1 protein-coding gene is annotated in these 458 nt (G+C 68.3%); it reads right to left on the reverse strand.

Annotation, left to right across the window (positions count from 1 at the left end):
- Positions 1-233: 233 nt before the first annotated feature.
- Positions 234-458 (reverse strand): transporter substrate-binding domain-containing protein (locus HWY45_RS36380; protein WP_176118509.1); only part of this gene is annotated, 225 nt, incomplete at its 5' end.

The raw sequence follows: 458 nt of genomic DNA on the forward strand, positions 1-458 counted from the left end.
CTATGCGCTGCAGGCGGACGGCGATGCAACGACGCTAGTGTCGGCAAGCTGGAGCCGGGTGGCCGGCGGCTCGGGGCAGCGGCACGCGATCACGGCGAACGGCTGTACGCTGGTCGAAGAGGGGTTCGTATGAGGTGTCGGGTAGCCCGCTGATCGATGTCGGCGGCGACAGCGTCACCGTCGCCCGCCGGGGCGCCGTGATATTGCCCGGCCGGGTGCCGCTGAAGGGCCGCTCAATTCCCGTACATGTCGAAGTCGAAATACTTCGACTGGATCTTGTCGTACGTGCCGTCGCTCCGGATCTGCGCGATTGCGCGGTTCAGCGCGTCGCGCAGGTCGGTATCCGCCTTGCGCACGCCGGCCGCGTCGCCGTTGCCCATGATCTTCGGGTCGAACACGACGCCGCCCGCGAACGAGAAGCCCTTGCCGCGCGGCGTCGACAGGAAGCCGAGCTGGCC

The sequence above is a fragment of the Burkholderia stagnalis genome, from assembly GCF_902830275.1.
Classification (GTDB): Bacteria; Pseudomonadota; Gammaproteobacteria; order Burkholderiales; family Burkholderiaceae; genus Burkholderia; species Burkholderia stagnalis.